This is a genomic window from Hymenobacter sp. UYAg731, from assembly GCF_054061335.1.
Genome location: NZ_JBSSEC010000002.1, coordinates 186,681 through 207,313, shown reverse-complemented (window position 1 = coordinate 207,313; position 20,633 = coordinate 186,681). Strand labels below are relative to the sequence as shown.

18 protein-coding genes and 2 tRNA genes are annotated in these 20,633 nt (G+C 60.4%); 9 read left to right on the top strand and 11 right to left on the bottom strand.

The annotated features are described in order from the left end of the window. Window positions 1-105: 105 nt before the first annotated feature. The gene (locus ACVWYF_RS05445; RefSeq protein ID WP_457065424.1) at window positions 106-1,104 is read right to left on the bottom strand and encodes an aldo/keto reductase; all 999 of its coding nucleotides are present in this window, start codon (window positions 1,102-1,104) and stop codon (window positions 106-108) included. 287 nt (window positions 1,105-1,391) lie between these two features. Here ACVWYF_RS05445 and ACVWYF_RS05440 point away from each other — a divergent pair, with 287 nt between their 5' ends. Beyond that, the gene (locus tag ACVWYF_RS05440; RefSeq protein ID WP_457065422.1) at window positions 1,392-2,096 is read left to right on the top strand and encodes a DsbA family oxidoreductase; all 705 of its coding nucleotides are present in this window, start codon (window positions 1,392-1,394) and stop codon (window positions 2,094-2,096) included. A 113-nt stretch (window positions 2,097-2,209) separates the two neighbouring features. On the opposite strand, the gene ACVWYF_RS05435 is transcribed toward ACVWYF_RS05440, so the two are convergent. From ACVWYF_RS05435 to mfd, 5 genes are all read right to left on the bottom strand, one after another. After that, window positions 2,210-3,301: a PAS domain-containing protein gene (locus ACVWYF_RS05435; RefSeq protein ID WP_457065420.1), complete on the bottom strand. Its 1,092-nt coding sequence runs from the start codon at window positions 3,299-3,301 to the stop codon at window positions 2,210-2,212. Window positions 3,302-3,360: 59 nt separating this feature from the next. After that, on the bottom strand, window positions 3,361-3,813 hold the full coding sequence (locus ACVWYF_RS05430) for a GNAT family N-acetyltransferase (protein WP_457065418.1): 453 nt from the start codon (window positions 3,811-3,813) through the stop codon (window positions 3,361-3,363). Window positions 3,814-3,831: 18 nt separating this feature from the next. Continuing rightward, entirely contained in the window at window positions 3,832-4,251 is a 420-nt protein-coding gene (locus tag ACVWYF_RS05425; RefSeq protein ID WP_457065416.1) for a hypothetical protein, read from the bottom strand. 67 nt (window positions 4,252-4,318) lie between these two features. Then, a complete protein-coding gene (locus ACVWYF_RS05420) occupies window positions 4,319-5,005 on the bottom strand; it encodes a DUF6624 domain-containing protein (RefSeq protein WP_457065414.1) in 687 nt (228 codons plus the stop codon). A 34-nt stretch (window positions 5,006-5,039) separates the two neighbouring features. Next, window positions 5,040-8,453, bottom strand: coding sequence for a transcription-repair coupling factor (gene mfd / locus ACVWYF_RS05415; protein ID WP_457065412.1), 3,414 nt, complete (start codon window positions 8,451-8,453; stop codon window positions 5,040-5,042). Between the two features lie 256 nt (window positions 8,454-8,709). Here mfd and ACVWYF_RS05410 point away from each other — a divergent pair, with 256 nt between their 5' ends. Both ACVWYF_RS05410 and ACVWYF_RS05405 read left to right on the top strand, forming a co-directional pair. Continuing rightward, window positions 8,710-9,450 (top strand): metal-dependent hydrolase, encoded by a 741-nt coding sequence (locus tag ACVWYF_RS05410; protein ID WP_457065410.1) that lies wholly within the window; start codon window positions 8,710-8,712, stop codon window positions 9,448-9,450. Window positions 9,451-9,835: 385 nt separating this feature from the next. Continuing rightward, window positions 9,836-10,843, top strand: a complete 1,008-nt coding sequence (locus tag ACVWYF_RS05405) for an NYN domain-containing protein (RefSeq protein WP_457065408.1) — start codon at window positions 9,836-9,838, stop codon at window positions 10,841-10,843. 76 nt (window positions 10,844-10,919) lie between these two features. Here the strand turns inward: ACVWYF_RS05405 and ACVWYF_RS05400 are convergent, their stop codons facing one another. Beyond that, entirely contained in the window at window positions 10,920-11,399 is a 480-nt protein-coding gene (locus ACVWYF_RS05400; RefSeq protein ID WP_457065406.1) for a PaaI family thioesterase, read from the bottom strand. 111 nt (window positions 11,400-11,510) lie between these two features. On the opposite strand from ACVWYF_RS05400, the gene ACVWYF_RS05395 reads away from it, so the two are divergent. Then, the gene (locus tag ACVWYF_RS05395; RefSeq protein WP_457065404.1) at window positions 11,511-11,816 is read left to right on the top strand and encodes an Mpo1-like protein; all 306 of its coding nucleotides are present in this window, start codon (window positions 11,511-11,513) and stop codon (window positions 11,814-11,816) included. On the opposite strand, the gene ACVWYF_RS05390 is transcribed toward ACVWYF_RS05395, so the two are convergent. Next, window positions 11,813-12,271 carry a GNAT family N-acetyltransferase gene (locus tag ACVWYF_RS05390; RefSeq protein ID WP_457065402.1) on the bottom strand — a complete coding sequence of 153 codons (459 nt, stop codon included), beginning with the start codon at window positions 12,269-12,271 and terminating at the stop codon, window positions 11,813-11,815. The genes ACVWYF_RS05395 and ACVWYF_RS05390 overlap by 4 nt on opposite strands. Before the next feature lie 104 nt (window positions 12,272-12,375). Between ACVWYF_RS05390 and ACVWYF_RS05385 the strand changes: the two genes are divergently transcribed. Next, complete coding sequence (locus ACVWYF_RS05385) at window positions 12,376-12,867, top strand: YajQ family cyclic di-GMP-binding protein (protein WP_168671249.1); 492 nt, start codon at window positions 12,376-12,378, stop codon at window positions 12,865-12,867. Between the two features lie 168 nt (window positions 12,868-13,035). Continuing rightward, window positions 13,036-13,809 carry a TerC family protein gene (locus ACVWYF_RS05380; RefSeq protein WP_457065400.1) on the top strand — a complete coding sequence of 258 codons (774 nt, stop codon included), beginning with the start codon at window positions 13,036-13,038 and terminating at the stop codon, window positions 13,807-13,809. Window positions 13,810-13,962: 153 nt separating this feature from the next. Here ACVWYF_RS05380 and ACVWYF_RS05375 read toward each other — a convergent pair whose 3' ends face one another. Both ACVWYF_RS05375 and ACVWYF_RS05370 read right to left on the bottom strand, forming a co-directional pair. Continuing rightward, window positions 13,963-14,376 carry a hypothetical protein gene (locus ACVWYF_RS05375; RefSeq protein WP_457065398.1) on the bottom strand — a complete coding sequence of 138 codons (414 nt, stop codon included), beginning with the start codon at window positions 14,374-14,376 and terminating at the stop codon, window positions 13,963-13,965. Window positions 14,377-14,421: 45 nt separating this feature from the next. Beyond that, on the bottom strand, window positions 14,422-14,955 hold the full coding sequence (locus tag ACVWYF_RS05370) for an RNA methyltransferase (RefSeq protein WP_457065396.1): 534 nt from the start codon (window positions 14,953-14,955) through the stop codon (window positions 14,422-14,424). A 226-nt stretch (window positions 14,956-15,181) separates the two neighbouring features. Here ACVWYF_RS05370 and mutS point away from each other — a divergent pair, with 226 nt between their 5' ends. The 3 genes from mutS (at window position 15,182) to ACVWYF_RS05355 (ending at window position 18,251) form a co-directional block, all read left to right on the top strand. Beyond that, window positions 15,182-17,875, top strand: coding sequence for a DNA mismatch repair protein MutS (mutS, locus tag ACVWYF_RS05365; protein ID WP_457066505.1), 2,694 nt, complete (start codon window positions 15,182-15,184; stop codon window positions 17,873-17,875). A gap of 131 nt (window positions 17,876-18,006) precedes the next feature. After that, window positions 18,007-18,082, top strand: a tRNA-Gly gene (locus ACVWYF_RS05360). An 86-nt stretch (window positions 18,083-18,168) separates the two neighbouring features. Further along, a tRNA-Leu gene (locus tag ACVWYF_RS05355) sits at window positions 18,169-18,251 on the top strand. Between the two features lie 70 nt (window positions 18,252-18,321). On the opposite strand, the gene ACVWYF_RS05350 is transcribed toward ACVWYF_RS05355, so the two are convergent. Then, the gene (locus ACVWYF_RS05350) at window positions 18,322-20,553 is read right to left on the bottom strand and encodes a T9SS type A sorting domain-containing protein (protein ID WP_457065394.1); all 2,232 of its coding nucleotides are present in this window, start codon (window positions 20,551-20,553) and stop codon (window positions 18,322-18,324) included. Window positions 20,554-20,633 lie beyond the last annotated feature (80 nt).

Sequence of the window (20,633 nt, the reverse complement as noted above, 5' to 3'; positions counted from 1 at the left end):
AAAGATGTGCCCGCTGCCCCGACCAAACGAGTTGCCCCCGGAACCCAACTGGTTTGGGTCCGGGGGCAACTCGTTTGATTCGGCGGGCGGGGCTGTGCTGGGGCGTTAGGCGGTGGCGAGGGCCAGCTCCCGCAGCTGCTTATTGATGAAATCCACCTCCTCAAACGTCAGCTTGAAGTCCATGGCGCGGGCATTCTGCACGGCCTGCTCGGGGTTGCGGGCACCCACCAGCGCCACCGAGATGCCGGGCTGCGCCAGCGTCCAGCGCAGCACGAGTTGGCTGAGGGTGGCGTTTTTGGTTTCGGCCAGCGGGCGGATTTTATTGAGCACGGCGTTTACCCGCTTCACATTTTCGGGGGTGAAAAAGCGGTTGCCGTTGCGCAGGTCGCCAGCGCCGAACTCCTGGCCGGGCTTCATTTTGCCGGTGAGCAGGCCCAACTGCAAGGGGCTGTATACCAGAATAGCCTTGTTATTGTCCGCGCAATACGGCACCACGTCGGCCTCAATGTCGCGGCGCAGCATGCTGTAGGGTACCTGGTTGGAAACAATGTTCAGCGTCTTTTCGGCTTCCTGCATCTGAGCCACCGAGTAGTTGCTCACGCCGGCGGCACGCACCTTGCCCTGCTCGATGAGACGGCTCACGGCCTCCATCGTCTCGTCAATTGGGGTGGTCACGTCGGGCCAGTGCTGTTGGTAGAGGTCGATGTAGTCGGTGCCGAGGCGGCGCAGGCTGTCTTCGCATTCCTTGATGATGCTGTCGCGGCCGGCGTACTTGTACACGTCGAGGTCGTGGCCTTGGTTATCCTTGGTCTTCATGGCGAAATCGCCCTGGGCCAAATCCCAGCGCATGCCGAATTTGGTGAGAATTTGGACCTTGTCGCGCGGCAGGGTTTTGATGGCTTCGCCCACGATTTCCTCGCTGAAGCCCATGCCATACACCGGCGCGGTGTCGATGCTGGTCACGCCCAGCTCGTAGCTGGCGTGGATGGCGCCCACGGCGTCGTTTTGCTCGGTGCCGCCCCACATCCAGCCGCCGGCGGCCCAGCTGCCAAAGGTGATGCGCGAAACAGAAACGTCGGAGGAGCCTAATCTTTGATATTCCATGAGGGTGGTTGGTCTGGTGAAGGGGAAGTGCCCGCATTGGGGCCGGGGTTGTTAACCGGGCTTTGGAGACGAAGGTTGTGGCGGGAATAATTCAGACCGTCATGCTGAGCGCAGTCGAAGCATCTCTACCGCTTCGTTGTGAGAGCAATTATTTCCTCTCGTGGTAGAGATGCTTCGACTACACTCAGCATGACGGTCTCCCTTAAACCTTTTCTCATCCCGAAACTTTTCGCCGCCCCCGCTTCTTATAGCCTCTTCCGTAACTCCTGAAAAATCTCCCCAACGATATGAAAGTTGAAATCTGGTCCGACGTAGTTTGCCCGTTCTGCTACATTGGCAAGCGCAAGTTTGAAAATGCCCTCAAGGACTTTGCGCACCGCGACGAAGTGGAAGTGGTGTGGCACAGCTTCCAGCTCACGCCCGACTTTCAGCCCATTCCCGGCGAGAGCATCCACGAGTCATTGGCCAAGAAAAAGGGCGTTTCGGCGGAAGAAGGCCGCAAAATGAACGACTACATGACCGAGGCTGCTAAAGAGGTCGGCCTCAACTATCAGTTCGATAAAGCCATTCCGGCCAATACTTTCCTGGCGCATCAGCTCATTCACCTCGGCGCGCACCACGGCCGGCAGGATGCCACCAAGGAGCGCCTCATGGCCGCCTACTACCTCGAAGGCGAGAACATCGGCGACCTCGACAATCTGGTGAAGCTCGGTATCGAAGTGGGCCTCGATGCCACCGAAAGCCGCGCTGCCCTGCTGGCCGGTACCTACGCCGAAGCCGTGCGCCTCGACGAGTACCAGGCCCAGCAAATCGGCGTGCGCGGCGTGCCCTTCTTCGTGTTTGAAGACAAATACGCGGTATCGGGCGCGCAGCCCAGCGAGCTGTTTGCTGAGGTGCTGGAGAAGGTATACGACGAATTCAAGCCCGCCAGGCCGGCCCTGACCATGGTGGCCGACGGCGACGCCTGCGGCCCCGACGGTTGCGAAATATAGTGCCTGAACAAATTGGCAATCAATGAAAAGAACGTCATGCTGAGCGAAGTCGAACCGAGGTTCGGCACAGCCAGGCATGACGTTCTGCTTGGGGGCTATGCTCTGCCACTCTGCTACTCTGCCGCCTCTGTTGTGCCGGCACGCGGCTGTGCTTGCCGGGATTCGGCCACGCTGGCGCGCTGTTGTTCGGCATGGGCAAGGGCCGCTTCCAGTTGCCGGGTGCGCTCGGCCACGCGGCCTTCGAGCAGCTGCTGCACCTTCAGTACCTCTTCCTGGTTGCTCAGCAGCTCGGCGTTGCTTTCGTGCAGGGCGCGGTTCACGGACGCCAGCTGGTCGTTGAGGACCTGAATTTGCTGGCGGGCCTGCACCTGCTCGCTCACCTCGGTGGCCACCACCATGGCCCCCGTGATGATGCCATCGTCTTCGCGCAGCGGCAGGTACACAAAATCCCAATAAACAGATTCGGGCTGGCCATTGCGAACGATGGTCGAGAGCATTTCCTTGGCCACATAGTTCTCGCCAGTCGTCATCACCTCGTTCAGCAGGTCATCAAAGCCCTGGCCCGTAATCTCGGGCAGCAGCTCAAACAGAGGCGTACCAATAGCCTGCGCCGGGGTACGGTCCCAGAGGGCCAGCACCATGGGGTTGGCCAGCTCAATTACGAAGTTGGGGCCGCGGTAGGTGGCAATGGCCACCGGCGCCTGCTCAAAAATACGCGCCAGCTCGCCGCGCTGCCACTCGGCGGCATCCCGGGCGGCCTGCTCACGCACTTCCGAATCGTGCGCCTGGGCGGCGGCCTGCGTCTGCGCCGTGATGTCGGTTACCTCATGGATGAGGTGCGTCACGCGGCCCTGCGCGTCCAGCACCGGCACGTTGCGGGTTTGCCAGTAGCGTTCCACAAACTGGCCGGGGTGGGCGGGGTCGGGCAGGTCGTAGGGCTGGAGGGGCAGTTCGTGCGGCTGGCCGGTGGCCAGTACCTGCGCCAGCGAAGCGCGCACATCGCGCACGGCGTGGGCTTCCGGTGCGTTGGGGTTATCAGGAAATACGTCGAATACGTACCGCCCCAGCAGGTCGGCGCGTTGCGTGGCGGTTGCCTTCAGGTAAGTGTCGCTGACCGCCTCAACCACGAATTCGGGCGAAAGCAGCAGGCAGGCGCTGGGCAAGGCACTAAAAATGGATAACAGGTCCGAAGCAAGGGCGGGCATAGCTCAGAAGTAAAGGCGGCGATAATGGAGTGCGAAATACGCAGATTCTACCAATTTGGCTACGCGGGCCGCAGCATCGGAATGTGCGGAATGCCGTCCTCCACGTACATCGGGCCGCACTGCTCGTAGCCGAAGCCGTTGTAGAAACCCTCCAAGTGCTGCTGCGCGCCAATTTTATTGGCCTGCGGGCCAAATAAGGCATCCGAATACGCCAGCGCCTGCCGCATCAGCTCGCGCCCCAGGCCGTACTGCCGGAACGGCTGCGCCACGATGACGCGGCCGATGCTGGCCTGCTCGTAGCTCTTGCCGGCCGCAAAAAGGCGGGCGTAGGCGGCCAGCTCGCCGGCTTCGTTGTAGCCCAGCAGGTGATGGGCATCCATGTCCTGACGGTCAATATCCTGAAAAGCACAGTTTTGCTCCACCACAAACACCTCGGAGCGTAGGCGCAGCAGGTCGTAGAGAATGAGGGCGGGTAGGGATTCGAAGGGAAGGCAGTGCCAGCGAATGGTCATATAAGGGAAAACGGGGGCTTAGCTGGCTTTGTTGAAAACCGCCTCCTCCAGCCGCCGCATGCGGCTCTCGTAGGCCATAATGGTGGGTACGCGCTGCTCCAGCTCGTCGGTGCGGGTAGCCTGGCGGCCCATCAGCTCCAGCATTTGCATCTGGGTATCAAGCACGGCATCGGTGCGGCGGCCCTGCTCCACAAGGCGCTGGTTGTGCTCATCGAAGCCGCGTCGCATTTCGGCCAGCGTGGCATCCTGGCGCTCTTCGGCGCGGCTTTGCCGCTCATCCGAGATTTTCAGAATGTTGATAACATCGTCCATTTGCTCAGCCTGACGGTCCATTTGCTCGGCCTGACGGTCCATTTGCGCGGCTTGGCGGTCCATCCGGCGCAGCAGGTCGGCTAGCATGGCTTCAATCTGGCCGAAACGCTCATTATAATTCATCATATGGGCTGTTGGTAATCCTTCGCTAAGATACGCCTTTCCTAGCCGGTAGGGGATGCTTTTGGCTGCCTTATTTGGGCATTTTGGCTACTTCCTTCAGCGTCAGCACGCGGTATGGAATACCCATGCTGGCGGCATTCTGCTCCACCGTATTGGCGAAGCCGGCTTTGCGGCGGCGCTCATTCACCCCGCCCGCATCCTCAATGGGCCACACGAAGGGCGGCTGGGCCTCACGTCGGCCGGTTTGGGGGTTCAGCACGTTGTAGCCCATGGCTTGCGTGCCATAAAGCTGCTCCTTGCCGGCGCGCATGAGCTGGCGGTCAAGCATCTGGGCATACAGGTAAAACGACAATTCACCCTTGCCGGCGGCCTTTTTGATGAGTGACAGGTACTGGTTGATATCGTCGGAGTGCTGGATGACGTACCACGCGGTCTCGTTCGTGGGCCCGCCCACCAGCGTCTTGCCCGGGTAGCCATACTGCTTCAAAACCTGCCGCACCCGCACCAGGTTGGTCGAATCCGTGTGCAGCATCTGGCCTGGAATGTAGGTAGGCAGGCTTTCACGCGTCACGCCCAACGCCCGGGCCAGCGAATCGGGCCGGCGCGCAATGCGCGGGTCAAACATCATGCTGCGCCAGCGCTGGTCCACGGCGTAAATGCTGTCCAACTCATGCTTCAAGCGGGGGTTCTGCGGCGTTTGGGCGGCGGCGAGTTGGGGCAGCAGCGCGAGGAGAAGGAGGGCGAGGAATGGCTTCATGAAAGAGGTGTTATGGGTAAGCGGAGGACGAAACCTACGCCACCACTGCCTCCTCGCTGCCCAGCTCGCTTAGCACCAGCTTGGCTTGCTGAATAGACCGCACTTCCTCAAACGTCACAATCAGCTGCTGCTTGTGCTCCTTTAGTTTGGCGGTGCGCGGGTGCGTCTGCACGTAGTTGAGGATGGTGCCGAACTGCTCGCCCTGGAAGTAGGCCTTGTGGTCGTCGTCGGCGGGCAGGTAGCCTTTCAGCGTGTCGCGCTTGAGCGTGATTTTAGCAAAGCCCACCTTGCAGGCCTGCCAGCGCAGCCGCACGATGTCGGCCAGCTGCTCCACCTCGGGCGGCAGCGGCCCGAAACGGTCCACCATGCTGGCCAACAGCTTGCGCAATTCCTCCGGCTTCTGGGCGCGGTCGAGCTTGGCGTAGAGCTGTAGGCGCTCCGACACGTTGCTTACGTACTTCTCGGGGATGAGCACCTGCTGGTCGGTTTCCACGTTGCACTCGTGGGCGCGGCTGGCCCCAGCGGCCATTTGCAGGCGCTGGTTCGAGTCGCCTAAAAACAGGTCGCGGAATTCGGTTTCCTTGAGTTCCGTCACCGCCTCGTCCAGAATCTGGTGGTAGGTTTCGTAGCCGAGGTCGTTAATAAAGCCCGACTGCTCGCCGCCCAGCAAATTGCCCGCGCCGCGAATATCCAGGTCGCGCATGGCCACGTTGAAGCCCGCGCCGAGGTCTGAAAACTCCTCCAGCGTACTCAGCCGCTTGCGCGCATCGGCCGGCAGCTGGGCCACCGGCGGCGTCAGTAAGTAGCAGTAGGCCTTGCGGTTGGACCTGCCCACGCGGCCGCGCATCTGGTGCAGGTCGCTCAGGCCGGCCAGGTGGGCGCGGTTGATGATGATGGTGTTGGCATTGGGAATGTCGAGGCCCGATTCGATGATGTTGGTCGAAACCAGCACGTCGTATTCGCCTTCCACGAACTTCATCATGCGCTTTTCCAGCATCTCGCCGTCCATCTGCCCGTGGGCGAAGGTGATTTTCGCATCCGGCACCAGCCGCAGAATCGTGGCCGCCATTTCCTCGATGTCCTTCACGCGGTTATGCACGAAAAACACCTGCCCGCCGCGCTTCAGCTCCCGCGCCACCGCGTCCCGAATCAGAATTTCGTCATAGACGTGCAATTCCGTATTCACCGGCTGCCGGTTGGGCGGCGGCGTGGCAATCACGCTCAAATCGCGCGCCCCCATCAGCGAGAAGTGCAGCGTGCGCGGAATCGGCGTGGCCGAAAGCGTGAGCGTATCCACGTTCACCTTCAGCTCCTTCAGCTTGTCCTTGGTCTTGACGCCGAATTTCTGCTCTTCATCAATAATCAGAATACCCAGGTCTTTAAACTTAATGTCCTTATTGGTAAGCCGATGCGTGCCAATTAGAATATCCGTTTTGCCCTCCGCCACGCGCCCCAGCGTCTCCTTTATCTGCTTCGTCGATTTGAAGCGGTTGATGTATTCCACCGTCACCGGCAGCGTAGCCAGCCGGTCGCGGAAAGTCTTGTAGTGCTGCATGGCCAGAATGGTGGTGGGCACCAGCACGGCGGCCTGCTTGCCATCGGCCACGGCCTTGAACGCCGCCCGGATGGCAATTTCGGTCTTGCCAAAGCCCACGTCGCCGCAAATCAACCGGTCCATCGGGTGGGGCTGTTGCATGTCTTGCTTCACGTCTTCGGTGGCCTTGGCCTGGTCAGGCGTGTCCTCATAAATGAAGCTCGATTCCAGCTCGGCCTGCAAAAATCCATCAATGGAAAATGCGAAGCCCGGCGCGGTTTTGCGCTTGGCATACAGCCGGATAAGGTCGGCCGCAATGTCCTTCACCTTCTTCTTTACCGACTTTTTCTTGTTCTCCCACTCCGGCGAGCCCAGCTTGCTCATCGTGGGCGGCGAGCCCTCCGCGCCGCTGTATTTGGCAATCTTGTGCAGCGAGTGAATGCTCACCGTCAGCAAGTCATCATCCCGATAAACGAGCCGAATAGCCTCCTGAATCTGCCCGTTAATTTCCACCTGCGTCAGCCCGGCGAAACGCGCAATTCCATAATCCTGGTGCGTCACGTAATCGCCAGGTTGTAGCGTTTTTAATTCGCGCAGCGTCAGCGCCTTTTTCTTCGAGAATTTCCGCGCTTCCTGCGCCCGGTAATACCGCTCAAATAGCTGGTGGTCGGTATAAACGGCCAGCTCAAGCTGCTCATCAATAAATCCTTCCCGCAACGCCATCAGCAAATGCTGGAACTGCACGTTGTTGTCCAGCTCATCAAATATCGTTCGCAGCCGGTCGGCCTGGCGCACGGTATCGGCGGTAATTATTGTGGTGAAATTCCGGAGCTGATTTTCCTTAATATTCTTCACCATCCGCTCAAATTCCTTGTTGAAACTCGGCTGCGGTTTGGCACTGAATTGAAAATTATCCGCGTTTTTAAAATGAAACCGCTTGCCGAATTCCACCACCGCGAATTCATCAAATAATTTCTTAAAGCTTTTACCCGATTCGAATAAATCGCCGGGCTTGCTCACGATTTGCATGCCGCCGCTCTCACTCAGCATTTGCTGAAAATTCGCTTCCGCTTTCTCGAATAGTTCGTTCACCACATCCAGCGTCTGGCGCACGTCTTTGGCCCAGATACAGGCCGTGCGGGGCAGAAAATCCAGGAATGCCTCCCGCGTTTCGGTCAGCATCTTGGTCTGCACATTCGGAATAATGCTGATGCTGGCCCGCGTTTCTACCGACAATTGCGTCTCGGGATTAAAGGTCCGAATGCTTTCAATTTCATTGCCGAATAATTCGAGACGGAACGGCAATTCATTCGCATAGCTGAACACGTCCACAATGCCACCGCGCACGGCGTATTGGCCCGCCTCGTACACGAAATCCGTTTTCTCAAAATCGTACTCGCCCAACAATTCACCCAGGAAATTCACGTCCAGCTTATCGCCCGTTTTCGCATTGAACGTATTCTTAACCAAACTCTGGCGGTTAATTACCTTCTCCGTCAGCGCCTCCGGGTACGTCACGATAAACACGCTATTGCCCGTGCCGGCTGCCCGCGTCGTGTTGATGCGGTTCAGCGCCTCGGCGCGCATCAGCACGTTGGCATTCTCCGTTTCGTCGAACTGGTACGGCCGCTTGTAGGAACTCGGAAACAGCAATACCTCCGGCCCCTCGGGTAGCAGGTGCTGCAAGTCGGCCAGGAAATAGGCCGCCTCGTCCTTGTCGTGCATGATGAATACGTGCGGGTGCTGGGCGTGGGCCACGGCGGCTGCCACCACGGCATCCTGGCTGCCCACCAGGCCGCGCAGGTGCAGGCGCAGGCGGCTGGGGTCGGGCCGGGCGGCTTCGCGCAGGCGCGAGGCCAGCACCTGCAACTCGGGCGATAGACGGTAGAGGCGAAGAAAATCAGCTACTTGCACAGGAAATCAGGCTAGGGGGGCAAATGAATCAGCCCGGCCAGATGAAAATCCGGTCGGGCAGCGGGGTAAATACACGGCAAAGGTGGCGAAGGTTTCCGGCCGGCTTGCTCATTCTAAGCGAAGCAACGAATTGGATACTCTTTAACTGGCCACCGGCCGTTTCCCGGACACCGCGATGGGCTGCTGGCGCAGTAATCTGGTAGCTTCGCACCGGCTTCTTGTGCCACACGCTCACTATTTCGCTATTTCCCCGTTCATGCGCGGCTCTTCCCATCTGGCCATCGGCCTCATCACCGGCGTGGCCGTAGCCGGGCTGGCCCCGGGCATTCCGTTCTCGCTGGCCGGCATTGCCCTGGCCGGCTTTTCCAGCCTCGCCCCCGACCTCGACCACCCCGAAAGCCGCCTCAGCAAGCGCCTCGGATTCACCCAGAACTACGTGCGCTGGGCCTTCGCCGCCGGGGCGCTGGCGCTGGCCGCTTTCGCCTATTTCCAGCGCGCTCCCGGCTCCGAGCAGCGCCTCTACTACACGGCCGCGCTGGCTTTCGGGCTCATTGGCGTGGGCATGCAGGGCGGCTCGGCCCGGCGGCTGGCGTTGCTGTTCACGGGCCTGGGCACGGTGGTGGCCGGCCTCTACACCGAGCAGCTGTGGCTGAGCCTGCTGGGCACGTTTGTGGCGCTGGCCCCCTTCACATCGCACCGTTCCTGGACGCATACCATCTGGGCCACCGCGCTTTGGACCTACATCGGCTACCTCGCCGACCAGCACCTCGGCTGGCGCGGCGTGGCCCTGTACGCCGGCAGCGGCTACGCCTCCCATCTGGTGGCCGATACGCTCACCAAATCAGGCGTGCGGTGGTTTTTGCCCATCTCCGAGTTCTCCTTTAAGGTGCCGCTTATCAGCACCGGCTCGGCCAGCGGCAACATGCTGGAAGTAGGCATTTGCGTGGGCTATGCGCTGCTGGTGCTGGGGCTGGTGGTGGGGCACATGGGCTCTTAGCCGGCCCACATCCGGGCGATTGGCGTTGCGGTATCAGAAACGCCATCCGCGTTGATTAAGGGCGCTATTGCATAAGTCAGCTAAGACCGTTAGCTTCGCAGCAGATATGCTGGTAAATTAGGGTCGATTTGGCATTGAATCGTGTTATTATTCTGCGTTTTCAATCGTTTTCGCCAACTGGTATTCTTAAAAATCAATTAAACTACATTTTAACCCCGTCAGCCGCCGCATTTTAGCGCGCTGCCTCGCCCGGGGTTATTCTACTGATATACCGAAAGCTGGACCAGGTGACGAGTAATTCGCTGCGTGTGGTTTCGGCATTCCTCCTTGATTCACACTCCTCGTCCCACTCAGAACACTTCTCTAACTTTACTTAACGCATCCCATGAACCAGATGAACAGCCCCTTGATTCGGGTTGGTGTCTTTTATGACGGCAACTATTTTTTAAAAATTAGCGACTATTATTATTTCCAGCACGAGCGCAAAGCCCGTATCAGCCTCGAAGGCCTACACGAGTACATTCGCCACCAAGTGGCTGAGGAAGAGGATGTAGACGTGCGCCTGGCGCAAATTACCGATGCACACTTTTTCCGGGGCCGCCTTTCGGCCACCGAAGCCCGCGACAAGGACCGCCTCTTCCACGACCGCCTGCTCGACGACATTCTGATGAACCTGGGCGTGCAAACGCACTACATGGCCCTCAAAACCCGCGACGGCCGCCTCCAGGAAAAAGGCATCGACGTGTGGCTGAGCCTCGAAGCCCTCGAACTGGCCCTGCACAAAACCCTCGACGTGGTCGTGCTCATCGCCGGCGACTCGGATTACGTGCCCCTCATCCGCAAGCTCAACACCGTAGGCACCCGCGTGATGCTGCTGAACTGGGACTTCAAGTACGAAGATTTCAAGGGTGAAACCCGCGTCACGCGCGCCTCGCAGCAACTGCTGGAGCAGGTGACCTACCCAGTGGCCATGCACGACGTGATTGACCGCGGCCTTGCCCAGCAGGACGAAGTGGTGGAAGCCATGTTCGTGAGCCAGTCGGAGCCCGCTGCTTTTGCGCCCAGCACCGCCGCCGCGCCCAAGCTGGCCCGCCCCACCGGCCCCACCGCCGCCGGCCCCGTGGGCACGCTCGGCATGAGCACCATCAAAAACCTGAAAAACGGCTTCGGCTTCGTGGTAATGCCCCCGAACAATCTGTTCTTCAGCTACGCTGACCTCACCGAAGGCGATTTCAACGACCTGCGCGAAGGCGACTGGGTGGAGTTCACCGTGGGTCGCAACCACCGCGATGAGGACTGCGCCCGCAACGTACGCAAAGTGCCCGCCCCCCAAATGACCGATGGCGAGGACGAGTACGAGCCCGTTGGCGTACACGCCACGGCCGAGCTGTAGGCTGGTTAAGCCTCAAAACGCAAAAAAGCCCGCTGGAATTATCCGGCGGGCTTTTTTACGTCCTGGCGTTTACTATTTATTCCATCAGCAACTGCGCAAAATCGCGCTTGGAAGCCGGGTAGCGGTTGAAGGTGCCCAAGCCGCGCGCCACGGCCACATCGTCGTGGCCTTCCTTGGTGCGGTAGACCACGCAGCTGCTCACCACCAGTGAGTTGCCGCTGTGGTCGACGGTGCCGTGCGCCACCAGCTCGTCGTGCAGATGCACGGCGTGCAGGTAGTTCATCTTGAACTCGACGGTGGATACTAAGTCGAACTTGGTGAAGGCCAGGGAGAGGGCGGCTGCGCCCAGGGCGGCGTCCATCAGGCCGGCCAGCACGCCGCCGTGGCAGGTGTTGGGTGAGGAAAGGTGCTCATCGCGGATGCGCATGCGGTATTCGATTTGGCCGGGCGCGCTCACCGTCAGCACCATGCCGTTGGTGCGGCCGTAGTGGTTCATCTGGTTGTAGGCGGCCACCATGGTGGCGAGGTTGGGGCGTGCAGGGGCTTTATCAGACATGGGCGAGGATGGGAATAGACCGGCAAGTTTGCCGAAAAATTTGCTTCATTTGTTGGAGGCGGCATTTCCGGGGCCGAAAAGCCGGGTTTTCACCTTCTTACGCTTCCCATCATGTCCACGCAGCCGCTCACGTTTGCCGAGTTTTATCCCCGCTACCTGCTCGAGCACAGCCGACGGGGCACGCGGGTGCTACATTTTGTGGGCACCACGCTGTTCATCATCTGCCTGGCGATGCTGCTGCGCACCGGCAACTGGAACTGGCTGGCGGCGGGTGTGGTGGCGGCATATGGCTTTGCCTGGGTCGGCCACTTTTTTGTGGAGCACAACCGGCCGGCTACGTTCCAGCACCCGTGGTTTTCAATGCTAGGCGATTTCCGGATGTACGTGGACCTGTGGCGGGGCCGCGAGAAGTTCTAAAACTGCTTCCGCATCAGAAAGTGCGGAATAACGCCAAACAGCAAGTGCGATGGCTCGACCACCGCGTAGCCCAGCTTTTCATAAAAACCAACGGCCGCTTCGCGGGAATGCAGCACGATTTCGGTGATGCCGGCCGTTCGCGCCTGCGCTTCCAGGTATGCTACTACGCGCTGGCCCAGGCCCTGACCGGCCGCCGCCGGTGCCACGGCCATGAAGCGGATTTGGCCCTGCCCGTTGCCGGTAGGCTGCAACATGCCTACCGCCAGCGCCTCGGGCGCGCCCGCAGCTTCGGCCCGCAGCAGCGCGTGGATGGTACCGGGCTCGTCGTCGGCCAGCACGCGCTCCGAGCCGGGGGGCTGCTGCCAGGGCTGGCGCAGCACAGCGTAGCGCAGGGCGTAGTAGGCGGCCCACTCGGCGGGCGTGCGGGGTGGCTGAACGGGGGCGGCTGGATTCATGAGCGAAGAGTGAAGCGTGGGCGTAACCCGGGCCGGTGCGGCTTGTTACCTTTACGGCCCGGCCACTGCCGGTTTAACCTTCTCAAAAATACGCCCCACCCGCTATGGCATCCTTCGACATCGTGAGTAAAGTTGACCCGCAAACCCTCGAAAACGCGGTAAATACGGCCCAAAAAGAACTCCAGACCCGCTACGACCTGCGCGATACCAAAGGCGGTATCGAGTTGAATAAAAAGGACAATACCATTCTCCTGTCCTCCGAAAACTCCATGCGCGTGAAGGCGCTGGAGGACATCCTACTGGGCCGCGTGGTGAAGCAGGGCATCGATGGTACCAGCCTCGATTTCTCGGCCGACGAGCAGCCCAGCGGCCAGCTCATCAAGAAAACCATCAAGGTGCGCGCCGGCGTGGACAAGGAGTTCGGCCGCAAAATCATCAAGGCCATTAAAGATGCCAAGGTGAAGGTGGAAGCCCAGATGCAGGACGACCAGGTGCGCGTAACGGCCAAGAAAATTGACGATTTGCAGGCGGCCATTGCCGTGCTCCGCAGGACCGATATCGGCCTGCCGCTGCAATTTGTGAACATGAAAAGCTAATTGCCGGATGGCTGAATTGGTGAGTGGTTGAAGGGCTTTTAGCAAGCAACTCCTCAAAAAAACCGGGAGTGCGTGTAATATGTCGGGCCATTCCCCGATTCATCACTCCCGGATTTTCCCATTCAGAAATTCAGCAATTTATCAGTCCACCCATTCAAATTCCCTGCCTTGTACGATTTCGGAGCCTTTGCTCACCTCGCCACCTGGATAAGTCTGCTGACCCTCACGTTCATGGAAATCGTGCTGGGGATTGACAACATCATCTTCATTTCCATCGTCGTAAACCGGCTGGCGAAGGAGCAGCAGGCGCGGGGCCGCACCATTGGGCTGCTGCTGGCGCTGGTGTTCCGCATCGGCCTGCTGCTGAGCATTTCCTGGATTGTGAGCCTGCGCAATCCGCTGTTCAACCTGCCCAATTTTCCGTGGCTGGAAGACAAGCCGTTTGGCGTGACGGGGCGCGACCTCATTCTGCTGGCCGGCGGCCTGTTTCTGATGTACAAGAGCACCACCGAGATTCATACCAAACTGCAGGGCGAGGAAGAAGAGGAAGCCATGGGCGGCAAAGGTGCTTCGATGATGAGCATCATCGCGCAAATCGTGGTGATTGACATCGTGTTCAGCTTCGACTCCATCCTTACCGCCGTGGGCCTCGTGGACAACGTGCTGGTGATGATTGCGGCCGTAATCTGCGCCATGGGCATCATGCTGAGCTTCAGCGGGGTGGTGGCCAATTTTGTGAACAACAACCCCACTATCAAGATGCTGGCTTTGTCGTTTCTCATCATGATTGGCTTCATGCTGGTGATGGAAGCCGCCCACAAGGAAGTGGAAAAAGGTTACCTCTACTTCGCCATGGCCTTCTCGCTGATTGTGGAGCTGCTGAACCTGCGCCTGCGCAAAAAAACCAAGCCCGTGCAGCTGCGCGACTCGCAGTACGACTAGCGGGTAGCCCAAGCGGGGCGGCATGTCGGCAGCACTGCCGGAAACCTTTTTTTAAGCCCTGGCGGGGCGACACTCGGCAAACGAGTGCCGCCCCGCCAGGGCTTTGGTTTACCCAGAAGCGCTTGCTGCTACCGTCATGCCGCTCCGCTGAGTCTATACTGGCGAAGCCAGCGTCACCACCGCCCCGGCCTGGTCGAGTACGCGGCGCTGGGCCATTTCCAGCAGGCGGCGGTTCAATTCCGGGCGGTGCTGGCGGTAGAAGGCGTGCTCGCTAGCCGTGAAAACGCCGGTTATCAGCCCCACCACGGTATAGCGTAGCTTGGTGTTGCGGCCTACTAGCTCGGTGAGCTGGTGGTGCTGGTCGGTGGGGCGCAGGATGATGTGATGGTCGCGCACGAAATCGGCCACAAGGGCCAGCAACAGGTGGTTTTGTAGCTTTAGCACCGGGCGCAACGTGGCGTGCAGGAAAGCGCCAACAGCGCCGTCGGCTTCGGTCGCTTCGGTGGTGATGACGGGGCGCAGTGCCAATAAGGCCGCATCGGGCCGGGAAAATTCAGTAGCGGACATGGCGGGCGAAAGCAGGAAAACCGCCGCGCCCGCCAATGGTTGCCGCTATACCACGCCCAGCTTCACCAGCGCGTCCCAGAGCACCACGCCGGCCGCCACGCCCACGTTCAGCGAGTGCTTGGTGCCGAACTGCGGGATTTCCACCGCCAAATCGCATAGTGCCAGCACCGCATCTTCCACCCCGAACACCTCATTGCCCAGCACCAGCGCCAGCGGCCGCCCGATTTCAGGCCGAAACTGGGGCAGCGTGACGCTGCCGGTGGTCTGCTCCACGGCCGCCACCTGGTAGCCGGCGGCTTTGAGCGCGGCCACGGCGGTCACGGTTTCGGCCGCGTATTCCCAAGCCATGGACTCCTCGCTGCCCAGTGCGGTTTTGGTGATTTCGCGGTGCGGCGGGCGCGGCGTGATGCCGCAGAGCCAGATATTGGAGAGCGCGAAGGCATCAGCCGTGCGGAAGATGGCCCCCACGTTGTGCATGCTCCGCACGTTGTCGAGCACCAAAACCACGGGGCTTTTGGGCGTACTTTTGAATTCATCAACCGAGGCCCGGTTCAACTCGGCCATTGTGAGTTTTCGCATAGTCAGTAGCGCGAACTTTGTAGTTCGCGTCGTTGGTTAAAGTTCAGCCGACGCGGCTCACGACGGTTCGGTTTTCGGGCTTCCGTTATTTATTCACTCGCCACAAACGCGAACTACAAAGTTCGCGCTACTTGCCTTGCCTGCACCCAAAAAAGAATTCGTCATTAAATCCGTCGGCCCCGACCACTTCACCGTGCCCATCCCGGCCGTGACCGAAACGCCGCTGATGAAGCAGTATTACCAACTCAAGCAGCAGCATCCGGGTGCGGTGCTGCTGTTCCGGGTCGGCGATTTTTACGAAACCTTCGGCGAGGATGCCGTCACGGCCAGCCGCATTCTCGACATCACGCTCACCAAGCGCGGGGCCGGCAGCAGCAGCGAGGTGGCCCTGGCCGGCTTCCCGCACCACTCCCTCGACAATTACCTGCCCAAGCTGGTGCGCGCCGGCCAGCGCGTGGCCATCTGCGACCAGCTCGAAAACCCCAAGGAAGCCAAAGGCCTGGTGAAGCGCGGCATCACCGAGCTGGTGACGCCCGGCGTGAGCATGCACGACAATGTGCTGGAACGCCGCTCGAACAACTACCTGGCTGCCATTCACTTCGGTAAAACCGAAGCCGGCATTTCCTTCCTCGATATCAGCACCGGCGAGTTCCTGGCCGCGCAGGGCACGCTCGATTACCTGGGCAAGCTGATGCAGAATTTCAGCCCCGCCGAGGTGTTGTTCTGCAAGAAAAACCGGAGCGAGTTCGAGCAGCATTTCGGCCCCGACTATTGCACCTATGCGCTGGACGACTGGGTTTTCGGGGCCGACTACGCCCACGATTCCCTCACGCGCCACTTCCGAACGACCTCGCTCAAAGGCTTCGGCGTCGATAACCTGCGGGAAGGCGTGATTGCGGCCGGCTGTATCCTACACTACCTCGCCGAAACTAAGCACACCGACATCCAGCACATTGCCAGCCTGGGCCGGCTGGAAGAGGACAAATACGTCTGGCTCGACCGCTTCACGGTGCGCAACCTGGAGCTGGTCTATGCCCAGCACCCCGGCGGCGTGCCCCTCATCGACGTGCTCGACCAGACCCTCACGCCAATGGGTGCCCGCCTGCTGCGCAAGTGGATAGTGCTGCCCCTCAAAGAAGTAAGCCAGATTCAACGCCGCCTTGATACGGTAGCTGCGCTGGTGGCTGATGAGGAATTGCTCGGCGACCTCACCCAGCACCTGCGCCAAATCAATGACCTGGAGCGGCTGATTTCCAAAGTGGCCGTGCGCCGCGTGAACCCCCGCGAGCTCATCCAACTGGCCCGCGCCCTCGAAGCCGTCGCGCCGATGCGCGAGCGGCTGGCCGCTTCTGGCGTGAAGGCGCTGGTGAAGCTGGCCGAGCAGCTCAACCCCTGCGCCAACCTGCGCCAGGAAATCTTTGCCAAAATCAAGCCCGACGCACCCATTCTCACCAACCAGGGCGGCGTGCTGAACTCGGGCATTGATGCCGAGCTGGACGAGCTGCGGGCGCTGGCTTTCTCGGGCAAAGACTACCTGTTGCAGCTCCAGATGCGGGAGCAGCGCAATACTGGCATCTCGTCGCTGAAAGTGGCTTATAATAAGGTGTTTGGCTATTATCTCGAGGTCACCAACGCCCACAAAGACAAGGTGCCGGCCGAGTGGATTCGCAAGCAAACGCTGGTGAACGCCGAGCGCTATGTGACCGAGGAGCTGAAAACTTACGAGGAAAAAATCCTCAACGCCGAGGAAAAGCTCTTCGTGATTGAGCAGCGCATTTACAACGACCTAGTGCTGGCCGCGCTCGATTTCGTGCCCCAGATTCAGCAGAATGCCCGCGCAATTGGCGTGATGGACTGCCTGGCCAGCTTCGCGCTCACGGCCCGGCAGCAGCGCTACGTGCAGCCCGTGGTGAACGACGGCACCCTGCTCGACATCAAAGCCGGCCGCCACCCGGTCATTGAGCGGCAGCTGCCGCCCGGCGAAAGCTACATCCCCAACGACATCTGCCTCGACCAGGACGACCAGCAGATTGTGGTGATAACCGGCCCCAACATGGCCGGCAAGTCCGCGCTGCTGCGCCAGACGGCCCTCATCGTGCTACTGGCCCAAATCGGTTCGTTCGTGCCCGCTGAAGCCGCCACCATCGGCATCATCGACAAGATTTTTACCCGCGTGGGCGCTTCCGATAACCTGAGCAAGGGCGAAAGCACCTTTATGGTGGAGATGACCGAAACCGCCTCCATCCTCAACAATCTCTCGGATAGAAGCTTGGTTTTGATGGACGAAATTGGACGCGGCACCAGTACCTACGACGGCATCAGCATTGCCTGGGCCATTGTGGAGCACCTGCACAACAACCCCAAAGCCCGGGCCAAAACCCTCTTCGCCACCCACTACCACGAGCTCAACCAACTGGCCGACGACTGCCCCCGCGTGCGCAATTACAACGTGGCCGTGAAGGAGGCCGACGGCCGCATTCTTTTCCTGCGCAAGCTGCAGCCCGGCGGCTCCGAGCACAGCTTCGGCATTCACGTAGCCCGGCTGGCGGGCATGCCTACCTCGGTAGTGCTCCGCGCCAACGAAATCATGCACCACCTTGAAGTGGAGCGCACCAGCGCCGGGGCCGAAGACAACGTGCTCACCGAGTTTGACGACGTGCTGGCCGGCATCGAGCCCAACGGCGGCGCCACCCGCGCCGGCATTGCGGTGCCGCCGCCCCGCGAGCCCGCCCAGCCACGGCCCCGCGCCACCACGGCCGTGGCCACTGCACCCCGCGCCCAGCTCAGCATCTTCGAGCCCAGCGACCCGGCCCTGGAACGTATCCGTGAGCTGCTCCAGCACCTCGACGTGAACACGCTCACGCCCATCGAAGCGCTGATGAAATTGAACGAATTGAAGCTGACGTTAGGGAAAAGTTAATTTTTTCGGCCTGAAAATGAAGCAGAAAGGCCTCTGGAATGAGAATTTCCACACCTCGCACTTGCGTCTCCAAAAAATCGCCTTACCTTTGTCGCACCATTCAGCACAACGAAATTTGTTCTGAACCTCCTGCGAGAGTAGCTCAGTTGGTAGAGCGCGACCTTGCCAAGGTCGAGGTCGCGAGTTCGAACCTCGTCTCCCGCTCCAAAACAAAAAAACGCTGTCCTCGGGCAGCGTTTTTTGTTTAAACAGAGTCCAGATTTTTTAGAGTAGTTTTGGCATTCGCCGAACCTGCCGGAGTGGTGGAATGGTATACACGAGGGACTTAAAATCCCTTGCCTTCACGGGCTTACGGGTTCGAGCCCCGTCTCCGGTACAAGTTGTAAGACACAAAAAAGCCGGCTCACTTCGCGAAGTGAGCCGGCTTTTTTGTGTCTTGAGCTACGCTACTCGTGTACTACGCGGCGCGTTTCGAGGCTGGCGGCGGTGCGTACCTGCAGCACGTACACTCCGGCACCCACATTGCTCAAGTCCAGCGGCTGGGTAGTGCCCTGAGGGTTGGGCGTGGCTACCGATTTGCGCGCGATGATGCGGCCCAAGGCATCAAACAGCGCAAGCTCGACGGGCTGATTGTAGCCAATGAGGATTACGCTGATGCGGCCATCGGGCGTGGGGTTGGGTACTACGCTTAGGCTGCTGCCGGCTAAGGCCCGCTGCGCCGATAGTACCGTTTGGGCCGAGGAGAAGGGCGACAGGCAGCTTCCAAGATTGCTGGCCGACACCAAAGTCTGTACCGAGTACGACCCGTTGGCGGCAACTGTGAGAGTGCGGGCGGTGGCCCCGGCAATGGGCAGGCCGTCGCGGTACCATTGGTTGCCCGTGGCGTAGCTGCTGGTGAGCACGAGGCCACTGCGGGTGACCACCGGCGCGGCGGCGGCCGGCAGCACCCGCACCAGCACCGACGTGGTATCGCCGCAGCTGGTGCCGAAGCCCGTGAGGGGCGAAACGGCCAGGCTGTAGCGGCTGGTGCGCGTGGGGGCCACGCTGATGGTGGGGCTGGTGGCCTGGGCCTGGTTCAGGCCGTCGCCGCGCACCGTCCAGAGGTAAGCATAGGTTTGTGGAACGGTGGTGGCGTTGGCGAGGCGGCGCACCGAGTCCGGGCGCATAGCACTGGCCTGCAGCAGTAGCGTGCCGCCGGCACATAGGTCGGCCGAACCACCGCCGGCTACCCCGGCGGTTACCAGCGAGGCGGCGTTGTTGCGCACAATCCGCACGACCACCACGCGGGTTTGCACGCCTTTAATTGGCGCGGCATTGTCTTCAACCCGGAAGTTGAGGCGAATGAGCCGGCCCACCATGCTGGGCGAAGGCTGGAGATACAGCGTGCCAACCGGGCTTTCGCCGCCATTGCCGGTGAGCGAGAACGTGCCGATGTCGCCCGAAGCCAGCAACAGCGGATTGGTGTTGATATCGGCCGGCAGCGTGACGGTGAGTTGCTGGTGGGCACTGGGCGTGCGCAGGTTGTCGGGGTCGGTGAAGTTGAGCGTGACGCGGGAGTAGCTGCACGACGCAATGTCAATTTGCGTGGAATCGACGGTGTTGTAGGTGCTGGTGCCGGAGTTGACGGTGCGGGCCACGGCCACCACCGGCTTGGGAACGTTGTTCGCCCCGCAGTCGATGACGATAATCACAGCCTCGCGGCGCACGCGGCCCACCACACGGCGCACGCCGTTGATGCGGCGGTACTCGGTCACTTCCACTACTACCTGGTACTTGTTGCGGCCATCGGCGGCCGACATAGCCGGGCTGTACACGTTGGGCGTGAACGTAATGGTGCGGGCCGTCTGGTTGAGTTTGAAGCGCGGGCGCCCGGTTAATAGGGGGCAGCTGCCGGTCGTATCCATTGCGACCGGGAGAGGCAGCGTGGGGGAGAAATTATTGCTGCCCGATGCTACCGGGCTAAACAGGCAGACCGGATTCGTATTAATTAGCACGGGAGCCGGCTGGTTGAGATAGGGCGCATACGAAATGGGCATGCCGCAGGCCCCCAGCGGGGCCACCAGCGCGTACACCAGCGAGTCGCCATCGGGCTCGATGGAGGAAAAACCCAGGGAGTTGCTTTGGTTCACGCACGAATACTGAATCGGAATGTCCTGCGGGTCGAATTGGGACGAGGTGTTGGCCACCGTGGTGGCGCCGCTGCTGCGGTTGTCGAGGTAAGCCTCGGCGTAGAGGTCGGGCGAGCCCGTAATGTTGGCGATGATAGGGCGCGAGCCCTGGCTGGTGCTCATCGTCCACTGCCCGGGGGGCAGTGTCACGGTGGCTTCGTAGTTGGTAAAGTCGTAGAGCGGATAGAGGGACGACGGGCTGGCGCACGAGCCGGGCGTATTCGGCCCCAGAGGCGTGGCTACGATGGTAGCGCCCTGCTGCACGAGCGGGGCCGATACGGTTGCGCTGGCGTTGCAGCCGCCGTTGCGGCACTCCAGCGTGAAGGGCGATGCCTGAATACCGGAACAGTCGCGGTAGAGGCGGAATTTCACCCGGTACTGGTTGTTGCCCAGCGCGGTGTAGGTCATGTCGCAGCCCAGCAAGTGCGAGGCCCGCGCCGACGGTAGCCCGCCCAGCAGGCCACCCACCAGCAGCAGGATGAATAGAACAAAGGGTAAACGGTTCTTCATGGGTAAGAATTGAAAAAAGTGGAAGGAAAAAGGTGATTGAAATCGGGGGTAATATATAGATGAATTTCAAGGTTATAACA